Annotated in this window: 8 protein-coding genes; 6 read left to right on the plus strand and 2 right to left on the minus strand. The window is 37.5% G+C overall.

Going from position 1 to position 6534, the window contains the following annotated elements; all coding sequences use genetic code 11:
• Positions 1-10: 10 nt before the first annotated feature.
• The 5 genes from rpe (at position 11) to MKI85_RS15550 (ending at position 3253) form a co-directional block, all read left to right on the plus strand.
• Positions 11-688, plus strand: a complete 678-nt coding sequence (gene rpe / locus MKI85_RS15530; protein ID WP_241628943.1) for a ribulose-phosphate 3-epimerase — start codon at positions 11-13, stop codon at positions 686-688.
• A 28-nt stretch (positions 689-716) separates the two neighbouring features.
• A complete protein-coding gene (gene hemE / locus MKI85_RS15535) occupies positions 717-1781 on the plus strand; it encodes a uroporphyrinogen decarboxylase (protein WP_241628946.1) in 1065 nt (354 codons plus the stop codon).
• Positions 1782-1801: 20 nt separating this feature from the next.
• Positions 1802-2239 (plus strand): MarR family winged helix-turn-helix transcriptional regulator, encoded by a 438-nt coding sequence (locus MKI85_RS15540; protein WP_241628948.1) that lies wholly within the window; start codon positions 1802-1804, stop codon positions 2237-2239.
• 181 nt (positions 2240-2420) lie between these two features.
• Entirely contained in the window at positions 2421-2912 is a 492-nt protein-coding gene (locus tag MKI85_RS15545) for a MarR family winged helix-turn-helix transcriptional regulator (protein WP_241628950.1), read from the plus strand.
• Between the two features lie 2 nt (positions 2913-2914).
• The gene (locus tag MKI85_RS15550) at positions 2915-3253 is read left to right on the plus strand and encodes a DUF6616 family protein (protein ID WP_241628952.1); all 339 of its coding nucleotides are present in this window, start codon (positions 2915-2917) and stop codon (positions 3251-3253) included.
• An 89-nt stretch (positions 3254-3342) separates the two neighbouring features.
• Here MKI85_RS15550 and MKI85_RS15555 read toward each other — a convergent pair whose 3' ends face one another.
• Positions 3343-4248, minus strand: coding sequence for an AEC family transporter (locus MKI85_RS15555; protein WP_241628954.1), 906 nt, complete (start codon positions 4246-4248; stop codon positions 3343-3345).
• An 11-nt stretch (positions 4249-4259) separates the two neighbouring features.
• Positions 4260-5162: a TauD/TfdA family dioxygenase gene (locus MKI85_RS15560; RefSeq protein WP_241628956.1), complete on the minus strand. Its 903-nt coding sequence runs from the start codon at positions 5160-5162 to the stop codon at positions 4260-4262.
• 872 nt (positions 5163-6034) lie between these two features.
• Between MKI85_RS15560 and MKI85_RS15565 the strand changes: the two genes are divergently transcribed.
• Positions 6035-6534, plus strand: a 500-nt coding sequence (locus MKI85_RS15565; protein ID WP_241628958.1) for a sodium/glutamate symporter, incomplete at its 3' end; no start/stop codon positions are given.

Below are 6534 nucleotides of genomic sequence, written 5' to 3' on the forward strand. Positions count from 1 at the left end.
GGTTCTTTTTATGAATGACATTTGGATTGCTCCCTCTATTTTGGCTGCCAATTTTGCTCGATTAGGTGAAGAAGTGAAGTCTGTATTGGATTCTGGTGCAGATATGATTCACCTTGATATTATGGATAACCACTATGTTCCCAATCTAACAATGGGTGCTCAAGTATGTTCTGCACTAAGGGCAGAAGGAATCCAAGCGCCAATTGATGTGCATCTGATGGCATCCCCTGTAGATTCCTTAATTGCAGATTTTGCGAAAGCTGGCGCTAACTATATTTCAATCCATCCTGATGCCACTACCCATTTAGATCGCTCAATTCAGCTTATTAAAGATCTTGGATGTAAAGCTGGTTTGGTGTTTAACCCAGCCACTTCATTGGAATCATGTAAGTATTTGATGGATAAAATAGATTTAATGTTGATTATGTCTGTGAATCCGGGATTTGGTGGTCAGAAATTTATACCAGCAGTGCTCCCAAAAATTGGTGAAGCAAGAAAGTTGATCGATGCAAGTGGGAGAAATATTCGTCTCGAAGTCGATGGAGGTGTGAAAGGTAGCAACATTGCTGAAATTGCTAAATGGGGGGCAGATACATTTGTCGCTGGTACAGCAATCTTTGATGCACCTAACTATAAAGAAGCTATTACCGAAATGAAAAATGCTGCCAACCTCAGTCGAATCGGCTAATCACGCAACACTATAATTAGAGTCCTAAATGACAAACTTTGTACCACTCAAGAACACTAACTTTATCCGAGCATTGCAGAAACAACCAGTAGACAGAACACCAATTTGGATGATGCGCCAAGCTGGGCGGTATCTGCCAGAATATCGCGCTATACGAAAACAGGCTGGTAATTTCATCAACTTAATGAAAACTCCCGACTATGCGACTGAAGTAACTTTGCAGCCACTTAGACGCTATGATTTGGATGCCGCTATTGTCTTTTCGGATATTTTGACTATCCCTGATGCGATGGGTTTGGGCTTATATTTTGAAGAAAATCATGGGCCTAAGTTCCAAAACCCTCTACGCTCTGAACATGCCATCAACAATTTAGCGATCCCATCAGAAGAATCACTATCTTACGTATATCAAACAGTCAGCAAATGTCGTAAAGAACTCAATGGTAAAGTTCCACTGATAGGTTTTTCTGGCAGTCCTTGGACGTTAGCTTGTTATATGGTCGAAGGGCAAGGTTCTAAGGATTTTCTAACTATAAAAAGTATGCTTTATAGCAATCCTATAATTTTACATAAGTTGTTGGAAAAAAATGCCCAAGCTGTTGCCCAGCATCTTAAATGTCAAGTCGAAGCTGGCGCCCAAGCAATTATGATTTTTGATACATGGGGTGGCTTGCTAAGTCGAGCTACTTACCAAGAGTTTTCTCTCAAGTATATTACTTTTATTTTAGACATTTTAAAAAGCCAGTTAGGTGATCTCTCTGTTCCTTCAATTGTCTTTACAAAAGGTGGTGGTCAATGGCTTGAGGAAATGTCAGGATGTGGTGCTAATGCTTTAGGGCTTGACTGGATGACTGATTTAGATTTAGCAAGTCAGCAAGTGGGTTCTAAAGTTGCCTTACAGGGAAATCTCGATCCTGCAGTATTACTTGCTCCCGATTTTGTAATTCAAAATGAAGTGAATAAAGTTATGACATCTTTTTATGGAAATGATAAAGATGGAACAGGTTTCGTGTTCAACTTGGGGCATGGTATTTCTAAGGAAACAAGCCCAGATGCGGTGTCCGTGTTAATTGAGACTGTTCATCGTTTTTAATTTTTTTCAGGACATAACAGATGAGTTCGATGCTAGATACATTTAATTTTGACAAGATGCTGTGTTTCACATTGTATTCGACCACGAATGCCATGATGAGAAACTATACTAAACCATTAGCAGAACTTGGGATAACGTACCCTCAGCTTTTGGTCTTGGCAGCACTCTGGAATCAGAATCATCTGTCGTCTAGTGAACTCAGTGATCAAACATTGTTTGATCTTGGATCACTCACTCCAATTATTAAGCGTCTTGAAAAAAATGGGTTTGTAATCGTAGAAGTTGATGTGAATGATCGCCGCCGAAAGTATATTTCACTCACTGGATCTGGCGAGAAATTAAAAGATCCAGTGGCTAAAATTTTCCAAGATACCAAGTGCAAGCTTAATCTGAATGAGAGTGAAGTAGACTCAACCTTAAAAGTCTGTAAGAAAATCAAAAATGAACTTATGGCCTGAATGATTAAATCGTCTGGGACCATCCTAGATCACAATGTCTAGGGTGGTAGTTCTCAATCAATCTCTGTCGCTAAAACATATCTATTAATCATCCTGAATAAGTAAGACTGCAAATCGAACATTGACAAATACATACGGATGTTAATATAGTTAGGTGGCTTATTATATTGTAGCTAATTAAATGAATCTCGAAAAAAAGTATCAAGTGCTTTTAAGTGAAGCAAACAAACGCCAACTGCCTGATATTGAGAGTATAGAGCTGTGTTTCATGGCACTTTCACTGGCTACGTATATTGATGCTGATTGTGCAGAACAACTGGCTGTACATGGACTATCAGAAGGCAGATTTATTCTTTTGTTCTTACTTGATGCTGCCGAAGATGGGATTGCCCCAAAAGATTTAGCTGAACAAGTAGGCATTACTCGACCAACGGTGACGGGCTTGGTTGATGGTTTGGAGCGTGAGGGCTTAGTAGAGCGACATGCCGATCCTGAAGACCGCCGAGCCTTAAAAATTCAACTTACAGCAAAAGGTAAGTCGATCGCTAAAAATGTATTTGAACAGCATAGCCGTTGGATCGCCAAAATATTCGGAAATTTAACTTCACAAGAACGACAACAATTCACCCAATTACTCACAAAGGTTTCGAATAACCTCACTAACAAGGAATAATTATGAATCAGTATCTCATCGAACTTTATACACCTAATTCAACTTGGAAAGGCTTGTCTTCAGATGAGCGTACTCAATACTTAAATAATGTTGGTGCAGCGATGGGCCAGTTAACGGAACTTGGTGTTAAAGCATTGACACTCACTCAAATCGACTCACAAGTTGATCAGAGTAGTGAACATCAATTTTTAGGTGTCTGGCACTTCCCAAATGAAGAAGCTCGTGATGCGTTACTTACTGGCATTAAAGCAAGCGGTTGGTATGATTACTTTGATCATGTCAATGCAGCTGGCAAGGAAGGTAACTTTGCCGAGCACCTTGAAGCTCTTTCTAAAATATAATTTGCCTCCAATAACAATTAACAGCCTTATAGTCCTGTTAAGAGATAAAACGCCTTACAATTTGAAGGCGTTTTATCATTAACTAAGGATTAGAAATTAATAACAAAATAAAGTGCGATAGGAACCGTAACCAAAGCCAGCATTGTACTTAACATGACTGACGTTGCCGCTTTTTCGGGGTGTAAGCCCAAAGTATTTGAGATTACAACAACATTGCCAGCCATTGGTGTAGCAACCATGAGGGCAATAATCTGCAAGATTTGTTTATCTACTGGAATAATAAACATGAAGATCAATATGCCAACAATTGGGTAAATAAGATGCTTCCATGTCAATGATAAGGCTGAGAAAAGCCAATCCACTTCAATTTTAGAGAATTTTGCAATCGTGATACCGATAGTCATCATGCCTAAAACACTATATGCACCTTTAAAGTTCGCCAGAAATGAAAGGAGCACATCGTTAAATTGAATATCGAGATATTTAAAAACGATACCAATAAATGCTGCGTACAAGATCGGCATTTTAACGACTTTAAAAATACTCTCTTTTACATTTAATGAGCCCTTAGCGGTAAGAAAATAGCCGACTGTAAACTCATAGAGGTTAATGCCGATAATGATAAAAATAGCGATCGCAATTTGTGTTTTGTCAAAGATTGCGAGTACCAGTGGAAGCGCAAAATAACCAGTGTTCCCTGTGCCAGCAGCAAAGCCAAATAGGTTTACACGACTATCTTTCCAGAAACATCTTGCGAACATTAGACCAGCAATAGCCATGAAGGATGCCAGTAAAAATGCACCCAAAGAATACTTCAGATATGTCCAATTGGCAGGGGATTCCACAATCGAATAAAAGATCACAAAAGGAGAAATAATATAAACAAGCAAGGTTGAAATATCTTTTGAATCCAGTTTGAACTTTTTACCGACTACCCAGCCAACAACAGAGATTGCAATTAATAAAAAAACTCTTAGTACAACTTCAAAAATCATCTTAAAACCAACTATTCAATATCCAAAACCGTGGCTGGTGAGAATGTGTATGTTCCATAACATCTCTGCAACCATCGCGTCCCTATAATTTCACCACGCCCATGTAAGCAGCGAAGGTTGTTAAAAATGATTAGATCCCCAGCATCCCAAGACTTTTGAACTTGGCATTCAGAGACAGCAGTTTTTAATTCAAATAACGCGCACTCGCTATCTTCATCAGTTGCATTGACGTTATGCAATGCTGCTTTAATTTCGTAATGACCATCAACCAAGTCAAAGATAGAACTTAGAATACGTCTATTTTTTACTTTGAATGTTTCAGGGGCTGTGTGTACAAATCGAGGCTCAACCAATACTTCTTTTGATTTTTGGCTAAGTTTATTCACTACGTCTGATAGCTTTACCAAGTTAGTTGAAGTCTTTTTTTCATCAACCAGACACATCAATGACAAAGTATGCGGTCTGATATTTCTCGACAAATAGGCTCCATCGGTATGAAAGTCAAACTCTGCCACGCCTTCACTTGAAATGCTTTTGTTATCAGCAAGATAAATAGGGGTGATCTCATGCACCAAAGCACCTTGCTTTTCTGCTTTGAAGGCAAATGGATTCAAACCACAAGCATTTGTAACACCTAAAAGAACGAGCTCTGAAATATAGCCCTTAGTGTAGGGTCTGGAGGCACTCGTTGGTGGAGGGCATAGCTGATCGTCAATAGGGAGATTTGAAAACTCAATTAGACCTCCACCCATACGGAGTTCATTTAAATGAATATCTCTTAAATTGAGATACTTTCTTGCCAAACTCGCACTCTGTTCGATAATTGATGATGTGAGGCATTCATTGAATTCTGGCAATTCTTTTAATTCGTTTTTCCAAGAATTAGCACAATGTTCGTTAATCTTGATTTGCATGATGTTCCTATGACTCAATTTGATTATTATAAAGTTTCAAATATTTACTAATTTTAAGATTTCGAGCAGAAACGATGGATTCATTTCTAAAACTCTAAGATGCTTAATTAAAAGCTTTTAAACTAATTTTGAGTAGAACTCCTATTTATTAAATGGATGTAATTAAGTTTTTTAATTCATATATATAGGTAAACTACATATAAATATAAAAACAGCCAGCAGTGAAATATATTTTACCAATCAGTAAAATAAAAAATATAATCAGAAATTAATAATTTAGCGAACACGACATATTTAAGTTTTATTAATCAATTGTGTCATTGGCATTTTATTTAATGGAGCCTGATTTTGTATGCATAATTTGCATGGGTTTATACATTTTTTCATTATTATTTAATCGATATATCGTTTAAATTCCATACGTTTTTCTTGCATCAAATAGGATTTGATGTTCTTGGAATATGTTTAGACTATTGCTATTCAATAGTTTGAGCTAATAAAACTCTGAGTTTTATAAGGAAGTTTGATATGAATCAAAAAAAGACTATTGAAGTTTGTTCTAGTTGCGATGCTCCTAAGCATATTTATTGGTTGCACTTTCCATTACTTTTTAAATCCAGTTCAATCAGAAAACATTGCGTCATAATTTAAGATATTAGCTGATAGATTATTAAGATTAATTAATCATATTGCTAAGGATGGGTTTTATGGTAATACAGATCCTTGAAATCCTAGTGTGGCTTCAGTGGTTTATTAAACTGAATATTGGCATTTTATATAATCTAAATTTCACTTAGTGCTCTAATAATTAGATTTATATCAGATATTTAAGTTAAGTACTTTATTCTTTTAATTAATATATGGATATGTATATGCAGCTTACTTTTAATGCGTTTTATACGCTGATTGCAGCAGTTATTGTATTGTTGTTGGGTCGATTCCTTGTGAATCATATCGACTTTTTACGTCGTTATAATATCCCTGAACCGGTTGCTGGTGGTTTGGTTGCGGCTATTCTTTCCCTAGTCGTATACAACGTCTGGGGTTTTAGCATTAGTACCAGTAGTGAACTGCAAACCAGCTTCATGTTGATTTTCTTCGCTTCGATTGGTTTAAGTGCAAACTTCTCAAAACTGAGAGAAGGTGGTATGGGCTTGGTGATCTTCCTGATTGCCGTTGCTTCATTCATTGTGGTTCAAGATTTTGTCGGTATCAGTCTTGCGACTTTAATGGGTATTGATCCACTCATCGGCTTGATCGCGGGTTCAATTACCTTGACGGGTGGTCATGGTACTGCGGGTGCATGGGGTGAAATTCTAGAAGTTGAACACGGTATTCAAGGTGCATTGGCACTGGGTATGGCAAGTGCGAC

Origin of the sequence: Acinetobacter zhairuonensis (assembly GCF_022601715.1) — a bacterium.
Lineage (GTDB): Bacteria > Pseudomonadota > Gammaproteobacteria > Pseudomonadales > Moraxellaceae > Acinetobacter.

Coding starts and splice junctions, on each gene's coding strand:
- hemE (WP_241628946.1), top strand. CDS start 717: ATGACAAACTTTGTACCACTCAAGAACACTAACTTTATCCGAGCATTG.
- MKI85_RS15555 (WP_241628954.1), bottom strand. CDS start 4,248: ATGATTTTTGAAGTTGTACTAAGAGTTTTTTTATTAATTGCAATCTCT.
- rpe (WP_241628943.1), top strand. CDS start 11: ATGAATGACATTTGGATTGCTCCCTCTATTTTGGCTGCCAATTTTGCT.
- MKI85_RS15550 (WP_241628952.1), top strand. CDS start 2,915: ATGAATCAGTATCTCATCGAACTTTATACACCTAATTCAACTTGGAAA.
- MKI85_RS15545 (WP_241628950.1), top strand. CDS start 2,421: ATGAATCTCGAAAAAAAGTATCAAGTGCTTTTAAGTGAAGCAAACAAA.
- MKI85_RS15560 (WP_241628956.1), bottom strand. CDS start 5,162: ATGCAAATCAAGATTAACGAACATTGTGCTAATTCTTGGAAAAACGAA.
- MKI85_RS15540 (WP_241628948.1), top strand. CDS start 1,802: ATGAGTTCGATGCTAGATACATTTAATTTTGACAAGATGCTGTGTTTC.